The sequence below is a fragment of the Streptomyces sp. BBFR25 genome (assembly GCF_044590125.1).
GTDB lineage: Bacteria > Actinomycetota > Actinomycetes > Streptomycetales > Streptomycetaceae > Streptomyces > Streptomyces canus_D.
Genome location: NZ_CP172447.1, coordinates 1,167,350 through 1,187,312 on the forward strand (window position 1 = coordinate 1,167,350; position 19,963 = coordinate 1,187,312).

Genomic DNA, 19,963 nt, shown 5'->3' on the forward strand with positions numbered 1-19,963 from the left:
CCGACGTCCGTGGATGGACAAGGTCCCCAGCGCCCCGAGGAATTCGAGATGACCGGAACGGCCACCCGTTACCTCTATCTAGCGCGGCACGGCGAGGCCTCCCCGGACGAGAGCGGGCTGACGGACGCCGGGCGGCGACAGGCCACCCTGCTCGGCCGACGCCTCCGCGACGTTCCCCTGACCGCCGTCCACCACGGCCCCCTGCCACGGGCTGAAGAGACCGCGCGTCTGGTCACGGACGAACTGGAGGGTGTCACCGCGCGCGTCGCGGAGTGCGCCGGTGACTACGTGCCCCACCTGCCCGAACGGGACGAGCTCCCGGCCGGGTCGGCCGACTTCTACCTCGACTTCCTCGCCGGTGCCACGGAGGAGGAACGCAGGCGTGGTCCCGAACTCGCCCGTCAGGCGGTGCGTCGTTTCACCGGGGCGGTGGCGGAGGGCGATCAGGACCGGCACGAACTGGTCGTCACCCACAACTTCCTCATCGCCTGGCTCGTCCGCGACGCCATGCACGCGCCGAAGTGGCGGTGGCTCGGTCTCAACCACGCCAACGCGGCGCTCACCGTCATCCGCTACGCGCCCGGCCGAGCCGCCTCCGTCCTCCTCTCGAACGACATGCGGCACCTGGCCGCCGAGCTGCGCTGGACCGGGTTTCCCACCGAGCTGCACGTCTGAGGCCCCGAAGCCCGGGAGCGCGTCACGTCGTGGTGTCCTGTCCGGCGAGCGCTCCCTCCGGCGCGGGCGACCCGTTCCAGCTCATGCGTGACCACGGGAGGGCCAGTTCGCGCCTGTCGCCCACCGGCCGGGGGGCCAGGGCATCGATCCGGGCGGCCTCGCGGTGCCGGGCGAACACGGTGTCGACGTACCGGTGTCCGGTGTCGGCGGCGATGAACAGCACCGGCCGACCGGGCTCTTCACGGCGTTCCCACTGGGCGGCGAGATAGGCGGCCCCGGTCGACAGGCCCGCGAACACGGCGTGCCGGCGCAGCAGGTCGACGCTGCCGGCGAGGGCGGCGTCGAAGGCGAGCCAGTGCAGGACGTCGTAGAGGTCGTGGCGGACGTTGCCGAAGGGGATGGAGCTGCCGATGCCGGCGATGATGATCTCCGGGTCGGCGACGTGCTCGCTGCCGAAGGTGACGCTCCCGTACGGCTGGACGCCCACGAGCCGTACGTCGACGGAGCGTTTCCTCAGGTAGTGGGTGAGCGCGCCGGTGGAGGCTCCGGAGCCCACTCCTCCGACGAAGGTGAGGCAGCCGCCGCCGATCCCGTCGTCGATCTGTTCGGCGACGGCTTCGTAGCCGAGGTAGTGGACGTCGTCGTGGTACTGGCGCATCCAGTGGTAGTGCGGATGCTCGCGCAGGATCTCGCGGACGCGGGCGACACGGCGGTTCTGGTCGAGTTCGAGGCTGCTGCTGGGCGGCATCTGCTCCAGGTGGGCGCCCAGTATGTCGAGTTGGGTGCGCAGGGTGTCGTCGACGGTGGTGGAGCCGACGATGTGGCAGCGCATGCCGTAGCGGTGGCAGGCCAGGGCGAGGGCGTAGGCGTAGATGCCGCTGGAACTGTCGACGAGGGTGTCTCCGCGCCGTACGGCTCCGGTGTCGAGCAGGTGGCGTACGGCGGCGAGGGCGGAGACGACCTTCATGGTCTCGAAGCGGAGGCACAGGAGGCCGTCGTCGAGGCGTATCAGGTCCGGGCGGCCGATGGCGTCCGAGATGTGTTCGTCCACGGGAACTCCTCGCTGATGGGGGACGCGAAGGTGGTGAAGGTCCGGGTCGGTGTGATGCCCGCGCGCTCCAGGGCACGGGTGCAGCGGCGCAGCCCGCGGTGCAGGCCGGGCGCGCGGGGGTCGAAGAGGAGACCGGCCACGTTGCCGCTGTGGGCGATCTGCACGCCGACGGCGCCCGTGCTGTCGGCGACGGCGGTGAGGGTGGGGAACTCCCGGTGGCGCAGGACGCGTTGGCGCAGGCGGGCGCTGGCGGTGCTGACCCGGCCGAGCAGGGCGGTGTCGGCGGTGGTCACCGCGCGGCGGAGCATCCCGCGCAGGTGTGCGTAGGCGGCGAGGTCGTCGTCGTGCTGGAGGGCGGGAAGGGCGAGGGTGTCGACCGGCGCGCCGTTGGCGAGCGTGCACCCGACCACCACGGCGGGCGGCAGGGCGGAGCCCAGCACTTCGAGGACCCGGCCCTCGCGCTGTGCGAAGAGCACGGGGCGTGAGCCGTGCATCAGGGGGTCGCTGGCACCTTCGGCGCGCACCGCGATCCGGGCGATCGTCTCCGACGGCAGCAGCACGCCCCACGCGTCGGCGACCGCCCGCACGGTGGCGATGACGTCGCTGGTGGAGGAGCCCATGCCCAGTCCGACCGGGAGGTCCCCGGTGAGGGCCAGGTCCCCGCCGCAGGGCTTCGCGTCGTGGTGCGCCGCGCACTCCCGTACGGCGAGGACGGCGGCCGCCCGCGCCTTGGTCCGGCCGGCGGGTGTCACCGTCACCTCGTCCGGCGGGCTGCCGGGCCGGTGCGCGAACCGGGCGGTGCTGCCCGGTCCGTTCATCGGCAGCGTGACCAGTCCCTGGACGGGGCGGCGCCGCTCGTCGAGGAAGACGCCCTGCAGGATCTCGCCGTGATGGCAGGCGGCGCGTCCGGTGCCCTCCGTGCCACGTCCGGTGCCGTCCGTGCCGTCTCCGATGCCCTCCCTGCCGCGGGCGGCGGCCTCCGGCGGGCGGGTGGTGGCCGTCATGCGTCGGCCGCCACCCGGTAGCGGTACAGGGTGGTGGGTTCGGCGCTGAACTGGGAGAAGGGGAAGGGCTCCGCGGACAGAGCGGTCACGCCCCGTCCGAGGAAGGCGCGCGCCACGGCGCTGCCGGTCTGCGCGTAGACCACCAGCGGCACGCCGCGTTCACGGCAGCGGGCCAGGACGGTGTCGAAGCTGCCGTTGCCGAGGGTCATGCCGGTGGCCACGACGACGTCGGCGGTGTCGAGGACCTCGTGCATGTCGTCGGTCACCGGGTCGCCCCATTGGGTGGTGCGCAGGTTGAAGTCGCAGAGCAGGGGGTCGCCGCCGCGCTCGCGGATCGCGGCGACGAGCGGGTTGACCACCCCGATCAGACCGACCCTGGCCCCGGCGTCGATGTCGAGGAGTCCGGCGATGGCCGCGTCCCGGGCCCGTGCCCGGGTCTCGGGTGTCCCGGCGGGCAGGGTGACCGCTTCGGCCTCGGCCGCCGCCCGGTGCGGGCGGACGGAGCTGAGGTAGGCGTCGAGCGCCGCGATCAGCAGGGGCCGGGGCACATCGCCCAGCAGCGTGTCCAGGGCGGCTCCGGAGGCGTCACGGCACAGGGACGGGTCGACCTCGCCGGCCTCGAAGGCACAGCCGCCGAAGGAGTCGCCCAGGCGTACGAGCACGTACTGGTTGAGGTAGGTGGTGTTGCCGCCGGCCAGCCGGGTGCCGTGGTGCACCCAGAACACGCTGGTGGCGACGAGGTCGGCGGGGCGGGGCCCGTGCTCGCCCGCGAGGACGGCGGCCAGGAGGTCCGCGGTGTGCTTCATCGCCGTCCTCCGGTGCGGGGCGTGTCGTGGGTGATACGGAAGAGGATGGTCAGCACGCCGTCCCGCCAGTCGTGGAGGTGGTCGATCCGGGGGCTGAGTCCGTGGTCCAGGGCGTGTTGGACCAGGGCCCGCAGGTCCGCGGTGTTGGAGGCGATGACGTGGATCTCGCCGCCGGGGGCCAGCAGGTCCTTCTCCGCGACCTGGGCGAAGAACTTGGCCAGCAGCGGTGCTCCCACGCAGACGTTGCGTACGACATCGGGGTCGTCGCTGACGGTCTGGCTGACGGCGGGCGGGTTGAAGGTGACGACGTCCAGTTGGACGTCCTCGGGGAGAGCGTCGAAGACGTCGCTCACCGCGGGGCGGAACGTGGTGTCCGGACGCTCGCCGACCAGGCGGCGGTAGTGACCGGTGGCGGCGGCCACGCTCTGCGGGTGGACGTCGAGCGCGTGGATCTCCCGAGCGCCCCGGATGCCTGCCGCCACCGCCTCAACGCCCAGGCCGACCCCCATGGCGGCGTACCGCAGGCCGCGGGTCTCGATACGGCCGTCGAGCACCCGCTCGTGGATCAGGCGGCTGGTCCAGCCGGGTATGAAGACACCGGGCGGGACGTCGAACGTCCAGCCGTTCCACTCGTAGGAACGGGTGGTGTGCAGGTCCTGCTTGGGCTGGTTGAGGGCGATGATCCGGTCGGCTGGCAGTGGTGGCGGCAGCTGTTCGACGAGAGCCTGGCCGATCGCGTGGCGGTCCATGGGGTCCTTTCCTTGTCGGTACGGTCGGTACGAGGGGGTGGTGGCGCGGTGGCTCAGCCCTGGTGTTCGCGCAGGTAGGTGGCGAACTTCTCCAGGCCGTCGATGTTGCGGGGCCCGCTGATGCCCTCGTTGTAGTCGAGGACGAAGAAGTTGTTGTTCCGCACGGCGGGGAGCCCCTTGGTGTGCGGGGACTTCCGCAGAAAGTCGATCTTCTCCTGGGCGGGCTGGTCGCCGTAGTCGAGGATGACGACGACTTCGGGCTCGGCCTCGGCGACGGATTCCCAGTTGACCTGGGTCCAGCGCTCGTCGAGGCCGTCGAAGACGTTCCTGCCGCCCGCCGACTTGATGATGTCGTTGGGGGGCACCTGGTTGCCCGCGGTGAACGGCTGGTCGGTGCCGGAGTCGTAGAGGAAGACGGGCACCGGATCGCCCTCGGGGGCCTGGGCCTCGACCGCCGCCACGCGCTTCTTCAGCCCGTCGACGACTTCTCCGGCCTTCTGCTCGACCCGGAAGATCTCGCCGAGGCGTTCGAGGTCGGTGTAGAGCGCCTCGAAGGGGCTCATCTTCTCGGGGTGCCCCGGGTAGTTGAAGCAGCTCTCGGTGTGCATGAAGCTCTGGATGCCGAGCTTGTCCAGGATCTCGGGCGTGATGCCCCGCTCGTCCTTGAAGCCGGAGTTCCAGCCGGCCACGACGAGATCGGACTTGGCCTCGACCACGACCTCCTTGTTCAGGAGGTCGTCGCTGAGCATCTCGACCTTCGCGTACTCGGACGCCCAAGGGGACTCGCTCACCGGCGGGTTCGCGGGAGGCATCACATAGCCGTGCACGTGCTCCGTGAGGCCGAGGGCGAACAGCTTGTCCGCGCTGCCGCCTTCGTAGGCGACGGCCCGCTCGGGCACCGTGTACGCGACGGGTTCACCGCAACGCTTGACGGTGACCCTGTCGGACTCCTTGGCGTCCGACTCGACCTCGGCGCCGCATCCGCCGAGCACGAGGGCCGCCGCCAGGACGGAGCCGAGAGCGGCAGGTCGGCCAAGGGCGCCGGGGGTTCGGGTTGTACGCATGCGTGAGCAGCCTTTCAGCGGGTGGGGTTGAGCGAGTACAGGAGCTGGGGACCGCCGGTCAGCGGGTGGGGGACGACGCTGGCCGTGACACCGAAGACGTCGCCGACGAGTTGTGCGGTGAGCACGGCCTCGGGTGTGCCGGAGGCGACCAGGCGGCCTTGGGAGAGGACGCCGATGCGGTCGCAGGCCGCCGCGGCGAGGTTGAGGTCGTGCAGGACGACGAGGACGGTCAGTCCGGACCCCCGCAGGAGCGAGAGCAGGTCGACCTGGTGGCGGACGTCCAGGTGGTTGGTGGGCTCGTCGAGGACGAGGATCCGCGGTTCCTGGACGAGTGCGCGGGCCAGCAGGACGCGCTGGCGCTCACCGCCCGACAGTGTCAGAACGCCCCGGTGCGCGAGGTGCCCGATGTCGAGCCGGTCCATCGCCCGCTCGCACAGGCCGCGTTCCCGGCCGCTGAGCGGCTGGTTCCCGCGGAGGTGGGGCGCGCGTCCGAGGGCGACGACCTCCTCGACCGTGAAGTCGAAGTCGACGCCACCGTCCTGGGTCATGGCCGCGACGGTGCGGGCGCTGTCGCGCAGCGGGATCCGCGTCAGGTCCCGCTCCCCCACCCAGACGGTTCCGGAGCTGGGCCGCAGGGCCCGGTACACACACCGCAGCGCGGTGGACTTGCCGCTTCCGTTGGGTCCCACGAGCCCGACGACCTGCCCGTCCGGCACTTCCAGGGACAGCCCGCGCACGAGACTTCGGCCGTCCGTCACCACGGTGAGTTCATCGAGTTTCAGGTCCACGTCAGCGGCCTCCGAAGGTGTAGCCCCTGCGCCGCATGAGGGCGATGAAGACGGGCACCCCGACGAGCGCGGTGATGACGCCGAGCGGCAGCTCGCGCGGGGCCACGAGGGTCCGTGCCGCCAGGTCGACCCACACCATGAAGATCGCTCCGACCAGTGGAGCCACGGCGAGCACGCGCGCGTGGGTGGCGCCGACGACGATCCGCACCACGTGCGGCATGACGAGCCCGACGAAGGCGATGGCGCCGCTGACGGCGACCATGACGCCCGTGACGAGTGATACGAGCACCAGCAGCACCTTGCGGTTCCGGTCGGGGTCGAAGCCGAGGCTCGCGGCGGTCTCGTCGCCGAGGGAGAGGACGTCGAGGACCCGCCCGTACCGGTACAGGACCGCGAGTCCGGCCAGCACCACGAAGGCGACGACCGGCAACGCACCCCAGGTCGCGGCGCCGAAACTGCCCATCGTCCAGTACAGGACCATGCTCGTCGCCTCGCTGTCCGGCGCGAAGTAGATCATCAGGCTCATGACAGCCTGGAATCCCAGCGACATGGCCACCCCCGTCAGCACGAGGCGCAGCGGTGACAGCGTGCCCCTGGTGGAGGAGGCCGCGTACACCAGAAGCGAGGCGACGAGCGCGCCGACGAAGGCGCCGACGGAGACGGCGTGGATGCCGAGTACCGCGAGTCCTCCGGTGACGGTGACACCCACCGCGCCTACGGACGCGCCCGAGGAGACCCCGAGGACGAAGGGGTCGGCCAGTGCGTTGCGGACCATGGCCTGGATCGCCACTCCGACCGCGCTCAGCCCGGCCCCCACCAGTGCCGCCAGCAGCACGCGCGGCGTACGGATCTGCCAGATGATCTGATACGTCGTCACCTCGTCGGGGCCGATGCGCCCGCCGCTGAGAGCGGCCCACAGATGGCGGGCGGTCTCCCCCGGGGTGACGACGGCCGGGCCGAGCCCGATGGCGACGACGACGGACACCAGAAGGAGGGCGGCGAGTGCCGCGCAGCCGAGCAGCAGCACTCTCCGGGACGCGAGTCGGCTTCGCACAGCCGCTTCGGCCGCCGGGGGCCGAGGCGCCGCCCCCTCCACCGGACCCACGGGGTCCACCGGGTCCACCGGGTCCCCGTCGTCCGAGGTCACGGAGGCCGAGGACGGAGGCATGGGAGGTACCTTCATTTTTCCTCATTAATGGAACACAAGTTCATACGCGGACCCCACACTCCTCGCAGGACGACGACCGGTAGCACTCTAATGGAAATGATTATCACTGCGATAGTGTGGTGCCGCGTCGCGCTGCCCGCCCGGTGCCACGGCCGGTCTCGTCGCTCAACTCGACTGCTGGGCACGGCTGTTGCGGCCGACACGCGTCCGATCCGTCGCCGCCGACAGGACAGGAGCACTCCCTCGTGCCCACTTCCTCCGCCCCTCCCACCGCCGTCGAGTCCCCTCCCGCGAAGCAGCCCTCGGTCCTGCGGGACCTGGCCTTCCTGCGCCTTTGGACGGGCGCCACCGCGTCGGGCCTGGCCACCTGGGCCCTGCCCTTCGTCCTCGGCCTCGCCGTCTTCGACCGGACCCTGGCCGCCACCGACCTCGGCCTGCTGCTCGCGGCGCGCACCGTCGGATTCCTCGCCGCGGTGCCCGTGGCCGGGGTGCTGGCCGACCGGCACTCCCGCCGGGGCGTCGTGCTGTGGGCGGGGCTGGCCGCCGGAGCCGCCGCACCGGTGATCGCGGCCGGATTGGGGCGCTCGGTGCTACTGATGGCGGCGGCGGCCGCGGTGTCGGGGGCCGGCCAGGGTGCCTGCCGACCCGCCTACCAGGCCCTCACCGCCGAAGTGGTCGACGCCGGGCGCAGGCAGCAGGCCAACGCCGCCATGACCCTGGCCGTGCGGGTCACCACACTCGTCGGCCCCTCCTCGGCCGCGCTGCTCGCCGTCTTCCTGGACATCTGGGCCCTGCTGGTGGGCATCGGGCTGCTCTGGCTGGTCGCGGCCTGCGCACCCGTGGCCGGTGCACGGCCCGGGGTCGCGGAAGTATCGCCGGAGTCTTCGGCCCCAGCGGTCCGGGCGTCCTTCCTGGGCGAGTTCGCGGAGGGCGTCCGCGAGGCGCGCAGGCACCCGTGGTTCCTCGCCGGTCTGGGCGCGCTGACGGCCGTGATAGCCACCGGCTACTCCGCGACCGGTGTCGCCCTTCCCATGGTCAGCCGGGACGAGTACGGGACCGAGGTCGTACTCGCGGGCGCCATGACCGCCTACACCGCCGGAGCACTGGGCGGCGCCCTGCTCATGGCCCGCTGGCGTCCGCGCTTCCCCGGCTGGGCCGCCCTGGCCGGCCTGGCCGCGTACGGCTTCGCTCCGCTGAGCCTGGTGTTCCCCGTGCACCCGGTCGTCGTGACGGCCGCCTACGCTGTGGCGGGCGTCGGCATCGAGCTGTTCAACGTGCCCTGGTTCACCGCCGCGCAGCGCGAGGTCGCTCCGGACAAACTGGCCCGGGTCTCCTCCCTGGACTTCCTGCTGTCCTACGGCCTCGCCCCGCTCGGACTCGCCCTCATCGCCCCCGCCATCGACGCCTTCGGCGCCAGGGCGGTCCTCGCGGGCTGCGCGCTCGTCTGCTTCGCGGCGCCCGCCATCGCCGCCCTGGCGCACGGTGCCCGCGCCTTCTCCGTCGCACGGGGCTGCGACAACGCCCACTGACGGCCGCAGCGAGGCAACTCCTCCCCGGCAGGGGCAGCCTTGAGTCATGCACCCACACGCTCATGCGCACCGTCCGCAGGAGGACTCCGCCGCCTCCGACCCAGGCGTCTCCCCCGCCCGCGTCCCTCGGGAACGGGCCGACGAGGCACGCGAACTGCTCCGCCGCGACGGGGCGGTGGTGCTCACCGGCCACGAGAACGCTTCCGACGCCCTGGTGGTGGCGGCGGCCCAGGTGATCGGCGACCGCCTCCGTGAGCTGTACCCGCACCGCGTCCGCACCTCGCACGACGGCGGTCCCGTCCACCTGCACGCGGACAGCTTCGACCTCGTCGTCGACATCGGCGGAGTACCCCACCGGCGTCGGCACCCCGACGAGGACTTCGCCCTCGTCCAGTGCGTCCGGTCGGTCCTCCAGGGGGGCGACTCCTTCGTGCTGGACGCCTACGCCTTCGTCGACGCCCTCGCCTCCACCGACCCCGCTCTCCATTCCTTCCTCCACGGCTCCGACGTCGATCTGTACGGCGCCTGGGCGGACCTGCGCGGGCTGCCCGCGAGCCCCGGGTCGGGCGGCACGTCGAGTTCACCCGGACCGGGCGGCGCGTCGTGCGCCGCACGGACGGAGCCCTGCCGCTTCACCGCGACCCCGACACGGAACACATCCGCAACCAGCTCGCCCGCCTGGACGATGCCGTGCACGGCATCGAACCGTCGCTGCCGCGCTTGCGTCTCGACGAGGGCGACATCCTGGTCCTCGACAACTACCGCTGCTGGCACGGCCGGGACGGCCACACCGGTGAACGCACCGTCCGCATCCTCACCGCGCGCAGCGCCGAAGCGGGCTGAGACCGGGCGCGCGGCGCCGCGAACATGAGCCCCGCCTCGGGCCGGGTCGGTCACGACTCCGCAGGGTGGCCGGGGACGGGCCGGTACGACGACGAGCTCGTGCGCGCGTACAGCCCGGGCACAGCAACCGCCGGCACGCCGAGCTTCCGCGGGATGGCGCTTCGCCCGGCTGATCAGCTCGCAGGTCGGCTCCAACATCACGCGCCTGGCAATGCTGTTCGCGGGCGTGGCGCTGCTCGCCGCGCTGCCGTTCGCCGTGCCCGGTCACCCGTTCCTCAAGCCACTGGCCCAGGGCCTCGAGTCCTCACCTCGGTCCACGGGCGCAGCACCTCCCAGCGCGAGGAACCTGATCCGCGGCGAGCGGATCCTGTGCGTTGGTCGTATCTGCCAGATCGGCGTCCCCCGGCCACCGTCCGCGGCGCGGCCTGGCCGTGTGACGGTCAACCAGGTCTCTAGCCGCCCGCTGGATGCCGTCTTCAATCACCAAGTCCGTCACCAAGAAGACTGCGCCCGCGCTGTTCCTGCACCGCGGCCCGGCCCGCTGGCCTACGCTTGTCCGCCATGACGAACGAGTCGGATTCCCGTACTTACCGAACTCGGTGAGACCGAAGATGCCGATCGAGTGAGACACGAAGCGCCCACCCGCTCACAACGGTCATTCGGCTTCTGACAGGCCGACCTCTCGTGGCTTCGGGTCCGAAGGGGAACGCAGCAGCAGGCCGAGCACCAACTGCAGCACGCCTTCGAAGGACTGCCCTTCGAAGGCGTGCTGCGGTGTCCCGGGGCCACCTGATCGAGCGGGCGGGCGCCCTGTCCGCGGCGAAGCTCAGCGAGATCGAGGGTGCCCTCCGACTCGGCGGAGTCGTGCCCTACTGGTGCGTCTCCAGGAAAGGCAGGAGAACGTCGGCCATCTCGTCGGGTACTTCTTCTGCAAGGTCGTGGCCTGCGTCGAACACGTGCCCGGTGACGTCGTCGGCCATGAGCCGCATCTGGGACTCGTTGCGGTCGCCGATGAACGCGGCGCCACCGAGCGCCAGGACCGGGATGTCCAGCTTCTTCTGCGAGGCCTGCCGGTTCTGTTCGGCGTCCACGAGCATCGCCCGGTAGACCGAGAGCATCGCGCGGATGCCGCCAGGCATCGAGTAGCAGCGCACGTACTCGTCGACCGCGTCGGCGGTGGCACTGTCGGGCCGGCTGCGCTCGGACTTGATCATGTAGGTGATCAGCTCACGCTCGTGACCGGCGATCAGCATCTCGGGAACGTCCGGCTGGAAGTAGAAGCCCAGATGCCACAGGTGCATGCCGCTGGAGACGTTCTCGGGGGTGAGGGCCGTGTGATCCTCGAAGCCGAACCCGGGGAACAGTGCCTCGGCGAACACGAGAGCCGTGACGTGGTCGCGGTGACGGGCGGCGAGCTGGTAGCCGATCACCGCTCCCCAGTCCTCGCCCACCACGGCGTACGTCTCGTGTCCGAGGTCGTTCATCAACTCGGCGATGTCGTCGCTCATCGTCGCGGAGTCGTAGCCGTCCGACGGGCGGGCGGAGTCGCCGAGACCGCGAAGGTCCGGGACGACGACGGTGTAGCGGGGCGTCAGCTTCGGGACGAGATGACGCCAGTGGTAGCCGGTCTTGGGCACACCGTGCAGGAGCACCACGGCGGGGCCGGACCCGGCGGTGCGGTAGTGCAGACTCGTTCCGTTGACGGCGGCTCGGCCCGTGCGGACGGGCGTTCCGTCATGGTCGAACATCATGGTTTTCCAACTTCCTCGTGTGCTTTGCGACGTGGCGTGGCTGTCAGTGGACTTGCGGAGGGTCGACGCGGGTCACCAGGTGGCTCGGTCCGCTGCCGCCGGGGGGCGTCGGAACGGTGGGGCGGCCGGCGGGGCGCAGGATGACGTTCTCCGGGTAGAGCCGGCCGAGCAGGGCCAGTACGACGAGGTCGTCCTGACCGGTGGCGTCCAGGACGACGTCACCCGCTTGCGTCCACACCAGTCCCGGCGCGCGCAGCGCGGACCAGGCGTTGACGGTGTTGGATGCGTCGCCTGGGGCGGAGTGCGCGCGCTGGGCGAAGCGGTGGCCGCGCAGGGCTTGGCCGAGGTCGACGTGGGCGGTGGTGCCGTCGTGGGTGACCTCGATGCGGGCGGTACGGGACCCGTCGACGACCGGCGCGGTGCGGGTACGGGCAGTGAGCGGGCCGGATGTGGTGACGGCGGGCGGCAGGTCCTCGACGAGGGTGCGAGGCGCGGCGTAGTAGTCCTGTACCTCCGGGACATACGTGACGGCTTCACCGACGGCCGGGTCGGGGCGCCAGGTCAACAGGTACCGGGGGGCGGTCAGGGGCGGCTGGCCGAGGACGGCGGGCAGGGCGGTGCCGCCACCCGCCTCGAAGCCGTAACCGGCCGGGCCGGAGGCGCCGGTGACGACCTTGCGGGCGAAGGCCACGATGCTGGTGTGACGGATCTGCCGTACCAGGAGTTCGGTGAGAAACGTGTCGCGGTCCGGTGCGGTGTGCCGTAGTCCGGTCGGGGTGATCAGGAGCGGAACGTCCTGCCAGTTGGTGAAGGGCAGCAGGGCGTCGCGCAGCAGGACGATCTGGTGGAGCCACTCGTTGTAGAGCTGCATCGTGACCGGTCCACCGCGACGTCCGAGGAGCAGATCGGCTGCGGGAGGGGTGAGCAGGTGGCCGTAGCAGTGGCTGCGGACGACCAGCGGGCCGGCGGGCAGCGGTACCGGATCGGTGAGCAGCCTCTCCAGCGCCTCGCTGGACCAAGAGGCGAGCTCCTGGCCGATCGCCTCGGCCTGTGCGCCCAGTTCGCGCGCTGCCGAGGCACTGTCCGGGCCGAGAGGCAGCGGGAGGGAGGTCTCCCGGGTACCGAGGGCCAGGGTCGCGCGGATTTGGTCCTCCAGCACCTCGATGTCGGCACTGGTGAGGGCGTTGTCGTCGATGATGCCCTGGAGCAGCGGCTCGGTGGCGGTGAAGAAGTGACGGGCGCTCAGGGCGGTGCCGGTCGCGGGAAAGGTGTTCCAGCGGCTTCCGCCGAGAGCGGGCGTACTCGGGGTGGGTGCGGGGAGCATGGGGCCTCCGGAGTCTTCGAATGAAGCGGGGTGGGGTCGCCGGATTCCGTGTCCGAGCTGGCATCGGCGACGTTTCTGGATCGACTGATACAGATTCCGGGCATGAAAAAGTCAGTCGAGGGCGGCCAGCGCGACCTCCACGAGGGGTTCGAGGGCGCGGGCGTCTGGCGTGATCTTCGAGGAGACCAGCAATCCGTTGAGGAAGGTGACGAGGAAGGCGGCGAGGGTGTGCGGGTCGTGCCGCTGCGCGATCTCGCCCCGCTCCGCCGCGACCCGCAGCACTTCGGCGAGCGCGTCCCGGCTGGCGTCCTGCATGTCGCGCACGGTGCGCCGGGTCGCCGCATCCTCCGGCAGGCGCTCGCAGACGGCGTTGACCGCCAGGCAGCCCCGGCCGTCGCCTTCCACGGCGATCCGGACCCGCTCGACCAGCATGGTGCGGATCGCCGACCGGGCGTCCGCCCCCTCCTCCAGGCTGCGTAGGGCGGCCGCCGCGAGGGTGGTGCGGTAGTGCTCCAGGGCCGCCCGGTACAGGCCGTCCTTGTCGCCGAACGCGGCATACAAGGACCCCTGCCCGATCCCCAGGTGCCCGGTCAGGTCGCGTACCGAGGTGGCCTCGTAGCCGCGCGTCCAGAACAGCTCCATCGCGCGGCTCACCGCCGCCTCGGTATCGAACTCCCGGGTCCTTGCCATGACCTCACCCTAACCGATCTGGATCAGACGCTCAAGAAAAGAAGCTGTGGCTGCCTGACCATTCAGGACGACGAGGTTCTCCGGCTCCCTGTAAGTCGTCCACGCCTGGGGATTGCGGTCCTGACCATGGGCAACCGGCCCGCGGAGCTGAAGGCGCTGCTGGAGTCGGTGGCGCGGCAGACGCTGCCGGCCACGCGGATCGTGGTGGTGGGCAACGGCAGCCCGCTGCCGGAGCTGCCCGCAGGCGTGGACGGGGTGGAGCTGGAGGAGAACCTGGGCGTGTCCGGCGGCCGGAACGTGGCCATCGAGCACCTGCGGGCGTGTGGGGACGTGGACGTCGTCGTCGATCTGGACGACGACGGGCTGCTCCTGGACACCGGCGTGTTCGCCCACCTGGCTTCGATGTACGAGGCCGATGAGCGGCTGGGAATCGTGTCGTTCCGGACGCCTGGCGGGCGCTGGATGACGGGTGGCGGGTGGTGTACGAGCCGTCGCTGTTGCTGCGGCACCCGTGGACCTCACCGGCCCGGCACGCGGTCTACTACCGGATGACGGCCCGCAACCGGGTGTGGCTGGCCAAGCGACACCTGCCCGCTCCCCTGGTCCCCGCTTATCTCGGGGTATGGGCCCTGCTGACCGTGGTGCGGACGCGGTCGTGGGACGGATGCCGCGCTTGGGCGGGCGGCTTTGCCGAGGGTGTCCGTGAATCAGGCGGCCCGCGCCGGCCGATGCGGTGGGCGACCGTGGTACGGATGACGCGCCTGGGCCGCCCGCCGGTCATCTAGACGGCCAGTACCGCGTGGTCGTCACACCGCCGCCCGGCTCCACCCTGGGCGCGTACCGGCGGCTCCGGCGCCACCCTCTGGTGGATCTCCCACAGCCCGTCCGGCACCAGCCGCCCGACTATGTCCATGCCCGGCGCAACGAGCCAGCGCCGATCAAGACCCTCTTACTGCCCCGTGGCCGTGTTGAGTGCTGTTGCCAGTGCCGTGGCAAAGGTGAGCGTGGCAGCGAAGGCCACCGCTGCCCGAGTGATCGCCGCTGGATACGAAGCGTTGTCACGGCGGGCGAGGTAGCCGGCCGCCGCTGCCACCAGGGTGCCGGTCAAGAGCGCTACCAGGCAGGTCAGGACGATGACGGAAGCGTGGTTGGACATGTTTTGGCCTTCCCTGTGGGTCGGTGCGAGTGCTGTCGTGGCAGTGACCTTGCGGAAGACCGTGTTCGTCATGGTGCGGTGGGCGAAGATGAACACGGACGAACACGTGGGGTTGTCCAGGGGGAGACTTGGAAGAGGTGCGCGACGCTGCGGCCCTGAGGGAGTTGCGGGCCCGGCTCGAGTCGGGACGGATAGCTCGGGGGCTCAACCAGACCGAACTCGCCCACGTCGCGGGACTGGGTCGCACCACGGTCAGCCGAGCACTCAGCCCCGCGGCGCCGGGCCCCTCGGCGGACACGGTCGGGGCGTTGGCCCGTGCCCTGCGCCTGGACACGGATGCTCTCCTGGAACTGCTGGAGACGGCCTGCGGGCGCGGTCAAGCCGCGGGCGGCACGGGAGCGCCGGGCACAACGATCCGCCTGTGGGACCCCCACGATCTGGAGGTGCACTACGCCGTCGAGGCGCCCATCACGTCCTCCGGTTCCAACGGCTCACGGGAGGGAAGTCGGCGGGGGCGGGCCGGGAGGCTGCCGGCGTACGTAGGCCGCCCTCATGACGAGCATCTCGCCACGGTCGTCGAGGCCGCGTGCGAGGGCCACAGCGGCATGGCCGTACTGGTGGGGCCTTCCTCGACGGGCAAGACGCGCGCCTGCTGGGAGGCGATTCAACCGCTGACCGCATACGGATGGCGGTTGTGGCATCCCTTCGACCCCACGCGCCCCGAAGCCGCGCTTGCTGATCTGCATCGGGTGGAAACACGGACAGTGGTCTGGTTGAACGATGCCCAGCAGTACTTCGGGGGAGAGAACGGCGAGCGGATCGCGGCCGCCCTTCACCGACTGCTCACCGACGTGTCGCGCAGCCCCGTACTGGTTCTGGGCACAATGTGGCCTGAGTACCAGGACGACTACATGACCCTGCCGCGTCCCGGCACACCGGATGCGCATCCGCAGGTTCGGTCTCTGCTGGCTGGGCGCCTCATCACGCTGCCGGACCGGTTCGACCACATCGCCCTCAGCAAGGCCAAGGTCCTCGCGACAGCCGGTGACCGACAGCTCGCCCACGCTCTGCACCACACTGACAGTGGCCGACTGACACAGTTCCTCGCGGGAGCACCCGAGCTGGTGCGCCGCTACGAGACGGCAGGTCCGCCGGCCCGAGCCCTGCTCGATGTCGCCATAGACGCGCGACGTCTCGGCGCCGCGGTGCATCTGCCGGTCGGCTTCCTCGAACAGGCCGTGGAGGACTACCTCAACGACGACGACTATGACGATCTGACCGACAACTGGCTGGACGAGGCATTCGCCGACGTGACCGTGCCCGTCCATGGCCGACTTGCTCCCCTGCGACGCGTCCGCCCGCGCTCCTCCCAGAGAAACGCCGGGACCATGACCGGCACTTCAGCGTGCTACCGACTTGCCGACTACCTGGAGCAACACGGGCGCCGGGGCCGTGCCCGCCTGTGCCCACCGAAGTCGTTCTGGCAGGCGGCACAGGGGCATCTCACCTCCGACAGCCTACTCAACCTCGCGTATGCCGCCAGGATCCGTCACCGGTTCGGCTGGGCCGAACAACTCGCCCAACAGGCCGCAGACCAAGGCAGTGTCGACGCCTTGGCGGAACTCGCCGAGATCCGACGGGCCGGCGGAGACTGGGGAGAGGCCGACCTGCTTCTCCGGCAGGCCGCGGACGCGGGAAGCATCACCGCTCTCATCCGGCTGGCCGTGGCACGTCACCGAGTCGGCCACATCTCCGAGGCAGAGGATCTCGCCCAGCAGGCCGCCGATGCGGGAGATCCCCAGGGACTGGTGCAGCTCGCGGAGATCTGTGAGAACCAAGGGCTTCGCAGGGCGGCGGAAGAACTGGCCACTCGTGCTGCCGCCGCCGGGGACACGAGCTCGTTGGTCCGACTCGCTGAGATGAGGCAACTGGCAGGGGCCACCCAGGGAGCCGAGCGGCTGGGTCAACTGGCCGCCAAGGCAGGCGACACCACGGCTCTCGTCCGGCTGGCAGTCATCCAGGAAGGCAAGGGCCCGACAGCAAGCACCAATGCCATGCGCCTCTACCAGCTCGCGGGCCGGGTGGGCAATGCCAGCGCACTCGCCCGGCTGGCGGCGACGAGGGAAGCAACCGGTCGTCGAGAGGAAGCAGAGCAGTTCGCCCGCCGAGCCGCACGAGCAGGTCAGTCCTTCGCCCTGGTGCGGCTGGCCGAGATGCGCGAGGCAGCCGGCGCGCACGAGGAGGCCGAAAGGCTGGCACAGCAGGCGATCGGTGCCGGTCACCGGTTCGCTCTGGTTCGGATCGCAGCGCTCCGCAGAGCGGCCGGTGATGCAGCGGGAGCTGAGCGCCTGTTGCGGCAAGCCGACGAGGCAGGCATCCCCACAGCGGTGGCCCGATTGGCAGAGCTGCAAGTCGACCAAGGAGATCTCTACGGAGCGGAGTGCCTCGCCAAGGAGGCGGCGGAGAAGAGCAATGCCAACGCCGCGGCACGACTGGCTGATCTCAAAGAAGTGGCCGGACATCGTGAGGAAGCCGAAGGGCTGGCACGGCTTTCGGCTGACGCCGGTGACATCAGCGTCTTCACGCGGCTGGCGGAGATGCGCGAACACGCTGGACGCCATGAAGACGCCGCACGGCTCGCCCAGGAGGCTGCCGAGCGGGGATGTACCACCCCACTGATGCGCTTGGCCGACATACGCGAAGCAAAAGGCGACCAAGAAGGGGCCGAGAACATGACTCGCCTCGCCGCCGACGCAGGGGACACGATGGCCATGGCACGCATGGCCATCATCTTGGAGCTCGCGGGAGACAAGCGTCAGGCCGAGCAACTCGCCCGCACCGCCGCGGACGCCGGCAACCCCAGCGCCTTGGCACGCCTCTCGGAATTACGTGGCTCCACCGGTCAGCCACCCCACCTACCGTGAGGACGACTCGCGGGCCCTGCGCGGAAGCCCAGTACGCCTTGGCCGATCCGGTGCGACTGGGCCGGGTGCTGGACGGGACCGGCAAGGTCTACGGCGGCGTGGGGCGCAACGCACCCGGCACGCCTGGTCGCCCGGGTCACCGCCGTCGGACCAACGGCCCTCGACCCCGCCGCCAGCGTCCCCTTCACTCGCCTGCACCCGACTGGTGCTGACCTCTCCCGAGCCAGAATCACTTGCGAAGTCGGGAACGGTACTCGCCCGGGGCCGTCCCTCGGGCACGTCTGAAGGCTCGGCTGAACGCGTGCGGAGAGCCGTATCCGACCGCACCGGAGATCGACTCGACCGGCTCATCGGTGTCGCGGAGCCGGACGGACGCCAGGTCGATGCGCCACTGCGTCACGTACGCGCCCGGCGTCTGGCCGAGGGCGGACCGGAAACGCCTGGACAGCGTCGCCCGGGAGACGCTCGTCGCGGCGGCCAGGGTCTCCGTGGTCCAGGGGTGCTCCGGTCGGGCGTGGACACATGCCAGAGCGTCGCGCACGACCGGATCGCGCATCGCTCCCAGCCATGAGCCGGACTGCTCCTGCGGGTGGCGGGCCAGCCAGGCGCGTACGAACTGGACGAGCAGGAGGTCGACGATGCTGTTGATGGCGGCGGTGGTGCCGATCTGCGGCTGTGCGAGCTCAGCAGCGAGAAGTTCGACGGTCCTTCTGAGCTGCGCGTTCTCCCGGGCTGTGACGTGCATCGGCCGAGCGAGGGAGGTGAGCACCGGTGTGCGCACCTCCGGGTCCTGCTCGTAGTGCAGGACGATCACTTCCGTCTGCACCGGCTCCGAGCCCAGCCGCAGGGCTCGGCCGTCGCCGAAAGCCCGGGCCGCCTCGTCCCGGTCGCAGGAACCCATCGTCACGCCGGCGGCGCCGGCTATCCCGTGTGCGGTGCCCGGCGAGACCAGGACGGCGTCTCCGGCCTGCACTTGAAGAGGTTTCTCGCCCGTGACGTGGAGCCACATCGTGCCGCGGGAGACGACGTGCAGTGCCGCTCCTGGGTAGGTGTCCAGCCACAGGCCCCAGGTTCCTCCGGCCTTCAGCATGACCCCGAGCGCCCCACGCGCACCGGACACACGCAAGACCTCCGCCAGCACATCCATGGGTCCATTCTCGTCCACCGCCGCGAACCGCCCGCCGGCGGGCGAGGCGCACGTGTCCTCGCCCACAGCTTCAGGCCACGTCAAGGACGGCCTTTCCGTGCACCTTCCGCGCGAACAGCGCCTGGACGGCGTCGCCCACATCCCGCCAGTCGCCTCGCAGTCCGACCGGCGCCGAGAGCCTCCCGGCGGCCATGAGGCCCAGCAGGTCCGTCAGTTCCGCGCTGGTCGGCGTCATGTCGCCGTAGGTGGCGATGCTGCGGGGTTCGCCGAAGCCGAACAAGGCCCCTGACGGGAAGGTCGTTTCCTGTCCCGAGGAGTAACCGACCAGGTGGATGGTGCCGCCCTCGGCGAGGGAACTCCACGCCTGGGCCACCAGCGGCCCGCCGACCGTGTCCAGGACGAGGTCGAACCGGTCCCCGGTCTCGGCCAGGTCGGTCAGGACCTTGTCGGCGCCGAGTTCACGGAGTCCGGCGGCCCGCTCCGGCGAACCGACGAGTGCCGTCACCCGGGCGCCCGCCAGCGCCGCCAGCTGGACGGCGAAGTGCCCCACGCCCCCGCTGGCGCCGGTGATCAGCACGTTGCGCGCCAGCAGGGAACGCTTGCGCAGCACCCGGAGTGCGGTGACTCCGGCGATCCCCAGCGCAGCGGCATCGGCCAGGTCCACGCCCTCGGGGACGGTGCCGAGCGAGGCGGGGCTGACTGCCACCCGCTCCGCCCACGCGTGGGGAGCCATTCCCACGGCGACGCGTGTGCCTTCGGGCGGCCCCGAGCCGTCGGATGCGGCGCGCACGACGACGCCGGCCGCGTCGTGACCGTGCACGGCGCCGGCCGGCCACTGGTGCACGTAATTCAGCTCTCCGAAGTTGAGACAGATGTGCCGTATCTCCACCAGCGCCTCACCGGTGGACGGTTCGGGCTCATCGACATCGGCGAACCGGACGGGTCCGGCCTCACTGTGATCGACCACAAGGGCGCGCATAGGGGGTGTGTTTCCTTCTCTCGCGGGTGTGCCTCAGCACTCGGCGCGGCAACAGATCGAGTGCGCAAAATGCCGCACTGCCGCCTTCTTGGAACCCTACGCAGGACCGGAACAGCGACCAGCCCCGTGAGAATCAACGAGTTGACGATTTGTGTCAGTGCGACTCGCGGAGCGTCGAGCCCCGCACCCATCCGGTGGATCACGCTGTGGCGGGCACAGACATGCCCGGCGAGCAGGGATACCCGGGGGCTCAGCATCCTGAGCCTGATTCCGGTCAGGGGCGCACGTACTCCGTTGCGGGCAGGTCCCCTGCCC

General features: G+C 70.9%; 17 protein-coding genes and 2 pseudogenes. 6 read left to right on the plus strand and 13 right to left on the minus strand.

Features of this window, described 5'->3' with window-relative positions:
• Positions 1-48: 48 nt before the first annotated feature.
• The gene (locus ACGH52_RS05130; RefSeq protein WP_399937894.1) at positions 49-675 is read left to right on the plus strand and encodes a histidine phosphatase family protein; all 627 of its coding nucleotides are present in this window, start codon (positions 49-51) and stop codon (positions 673-675) included.
• A gap of 22 nt (positions 676-697) precedes the next feature.
• Here ACGH52_RS05130 and ACGH52_RS05135 read toward each other — a convergent pair whose 3' ends face one another.
• The 7 genes from ACGH52_RS05135 to ACGH52_RS05165 are packed head-to-tail and all read right to left on the minus strand — an operon-like array spanning position 698 to position 7,158.
• Positions 698-1,726: a pyridoxal-phosphate dependent enzyme gene (locus tag ACGH52_RS05135; protein WP_210975459.1), complete on the minus strand. Its 1,029-nt coding sequence runs from the start codon at positions 1,724-1,726 to the stop codon at positions 698-700.
• A complete protein-coding gene (locus ACGH52_RS05140; RefSeq protein WP_399937896.1) occupies positions 1,684-2,730 on the minus strand; it encodes a GHMP kinase in 1,047 nt (348 codons plus the stop codon). Before ACGH52_RS05140 ends, ACGH52_RS05135 begins: the two co-directional genes overlap by 43 nt.
• Entirely contained in the window at positions 2,727-3,536 is an 810-nt protein-coding gene (locus tag ACGH52_RS05145; RefSeq protein WP_399937898.1) for a Rossmann-like domain-containing protein, read from the minus strand. Before ACGH52_RS05145 ends, ACGH52_RS05140 begins: the two co-directional genes overlap by 4 nt.
• Positions 3,533-4,285, minus strand: a complete 753-nt coding sequence (locus ACGH52_RS05150; protein WP_399937900.1) for a methyltransferase — start codon at positions 4,283-4,285, stop codon at positions 3,533-3,535. The genes ACGH52_RS05145 and ACGH52_RS05150 overlap by 4 nt, the downstream gene beginning before the upstream one ends.
• Before the next feature lie 53 nt (positions 4,286-4,338).
• Positions 4,339-5,349, minus strand: a complete 1,011-nt coding sequence (locus ACGH52_RS05155; protein ID WP_399937902.1) for an ABC transporter substrate-binding protein — start codon at positions 5,347-5,349, stop codon at positions 4,339-4,341.
• Positions 5,350-5,363: 14 nt separating this feature from the next.
• Positions 5,364-6,137 carry an ABC transporter ATP-binding protein gene (locus ACGH52_RS05160; RefSeq protein WP_076973048.1) on the minus strand — a complete coding sequence of 258 codons (774 nt, stop codon included), beginning with the start codon at positions 6,135-6,137 and terminating at the stop codon, positions 5,364-5,366.
• A gap of 1 nt (position 6,138) precedes the next feature.
• Positions 6,139-7,158, minus strand: a complete 1,020-nt coding sequence (locus tag ACGH52_RS05165; RefSeq protein WP_076973386.1) for an iron ABC transporter permease — start codon at positions 7,156-7,158, stop codon at positions 6,139-6,141.
• 392 nt (positions 7,159-7,550) lie between these two features.
• Here ACGH52_RS05165 and ACGH52_RS05170 point away from each other — a divergent pair, with 392 nt between their 5' ends.
• The 3 genes and pseudogenes from ACGH52_RS05170 to ACGH52_RS05180 all read left to right on the plus strand — a co-directional run bounded on the left by ACGH52_RS05170 (position 7,551) and on the right by ACGH52_RS05180 (position 9,677).
• Positions 7,551-8,834 (plus strand): MFS transporter, encoded by a 1,284-nt coding sequence (locus ACGH52_RS05170; RefSeq protein WP_399937904.1) that lies wholly within the window; start codon positions 7,551-7,553, stop codon positions 8,832-8,834.
• A gap of 46 nt (positions 8,835-8,880) precedes the next feature.
• Positions 8,881-9,270, plus strand: a pseudogene (locus ACGH52_RS05175) (hypothetical protein); the annotation flags it as partial.
• Between the two features lie 167 nt (positions 9,271-9,437).
• Positions 9,438-9,677 (plus strand): hypothetical protein, encoded by a 240-nt coding sequence (locus ACGH52_RS05180; protein ID WP_399947056.1) that lies wholly within the window; start codon positions 9,438-9,440, stop codon positions 9,675-9,677.
• Positions 9,678-10,546: 869 nt separating this feature from the next.
• On the opposite strand, the gene ACGH52_RS05185 is transcribed toward ACGH52_RS05180, so the two are convergent.
• The 3 genes from ACGH52_RS05185 to ACGH52_RS05195 form a co-directional block, all read right to left on the minus strand.
• Positions 10,547-11,428, minus strand: a complete 882-nt coding sequence (locus ACGH52_RS05185) for an alpha/beta fold hydrolase (protein ID WP_399937906.1) — start codon at positions 11,426-11,428, stop codon at positions 10,547-10,549.
• 43 nt (positions 11,429-11,471) lie between these two features.
• Complete coding sequence (locus ACGH52_RS05190; RefSeq protein ID WP_399937908.1) at positions 11,472-12,752, minus strand: hypothetical protein; 1,281 nt, start codon at positions 12,750-12,752, stop codon at positions 11,472-11,474.
• Between the two features lie 111 nt (positions 12,753-12,863).
• Entirely contained in the window at positions 12,864-13,442 is a 579-nt protein-coding gene (locus ACGH52_RS05195; RefSeq protein ID WP_210975451.1) for a TetR/AcrR family transcriptional regulator, read from the minus strand.
• A gap of 126 nt (positions 13,443-13,568) precedes the next feature.
• On the opposite strand from ACGH52_RS05195, the pseudogene ACGH52_RS05200 reads away from it, so the two are divergent.
• Positions 13,569-14,227: pseudogene (locus ACGH52_RS05200) on the plus strand (glycosyltransferase family 2 protein).
• A 164-nt stretch (positions 14,228-14,391) separates the two neighbouring features.
• On the opposite strand, the gene ACGH52_RS05205 reads toward ACGH52_RS05200, so the two are convergent.
• On the minus strand, positions 14,392-14,694 hold the full coding sequence (locus ACGH52_RS05205) for a hypothetical protein (protein WP_399937910.1): 303 nt from the start codon (positions 14,692-14,694) through the stop codon (positions 14,392-14,394).
• 41 nt (positions 14,695-14,735) lie between these two features.
• Here ACGH52_RS05205 and ACGH52_RS05210 point away from each other — a divergent pair, with 41 nt between their 5' ends.
• A complete protein-coding gene (locus tag ACGH52_RS05210; protein ID WP_399946637.1) occupies positions 14,736-17,522 on the plus strand; it encodes a helix-turn-helix domain-containing protein in 2,787 nt (928 codons plus the stop codon).
• A gap of 229 nt (positions 17,523-17,751) precedes the next feature.
• Here the strand turns inward: ACGH52_RS05210 and ACGH52_RS05215 are convergent, their stop codons facing one another.
• Positions 17,752-18,669: an AraC family transcriptional regulator gene (locus ACGH52_RS05215; RefSeq protein WP_059297768.1), complete on the minus strand. Its 918-nt coding sequence runs from the start codon at positions 18,667-18,669 to the stop codon at positions 17,752-17,754.
• A 70-nt stretch (positions 18,670-18,739) separates the two neighbouring features.
• Positions 18,740-19,648: a zinc-binding dehydrogenase gene (locus tag ACGH52_RS05220; RefSeq protein WP_399937912.1), complete on the minus strand. Its 909-nt coding sequence runs from the start codon at positions 19,646-19,648 to the stop codon at positions 18,740-18,742.
• Positions 19,649-19,963 lie beyond the last annotated feature (315 nt).